Origin of the sequence: Tritonibacter sp. SIMBA_163, assembly GCF_046535935.1 — a bacterium.
Lineage (GTDB): Bacteria > Pseudomonadota > Alphaproteobacteria > Rhodobacterales > Rhodobacteraceae > Epibacterium > Epibacterium scottomollicae.
The window spans coordinates 1-252 of sequence record NZ_JAWJBP010000901.1 but is presented as its reverse complement, the minus strand read 5'-3'; the positions used below and the strand labels follow the sequence as shown (position 1 = coordinate 252).

1 pseudogene is annotated in these 252 nt (G+C 60.3%); it reads right to left on the bottom strand.

Features of this window, described 5'->3' with window-relative positions:
* Positions 1–252: pseudogene (locus R0J92_RS24940) on the bottom strand (Ppx/GppA family phosphatase); the annotation flags it as partial.

The following is a 252-nucleotide window of genomic DNA, read 5'->3' as shown; positions in this document are numbered from 1 at the left end:
GGGCCAAGCCCCAGGTAGCTGCGGATCACCTTGTCGCTCTGCTCCGACGTCATGCGCAGCCCGTCAACCTTCGTCCGGTCATAGCGTTTGAGGCCAAGATGCGAGGCTGCGACCGGGGTGACGGTGCCTGAGGTCCCGACAATCTGGAACCCTTCACGGGCCTGTTCATCCTTGTAGGGGGCAAAATCAGCGAGGTTTTCCTCGAAAAACCACCTCATCAACGCGAACCGGGCCGCGTCTTCTTCTACATCG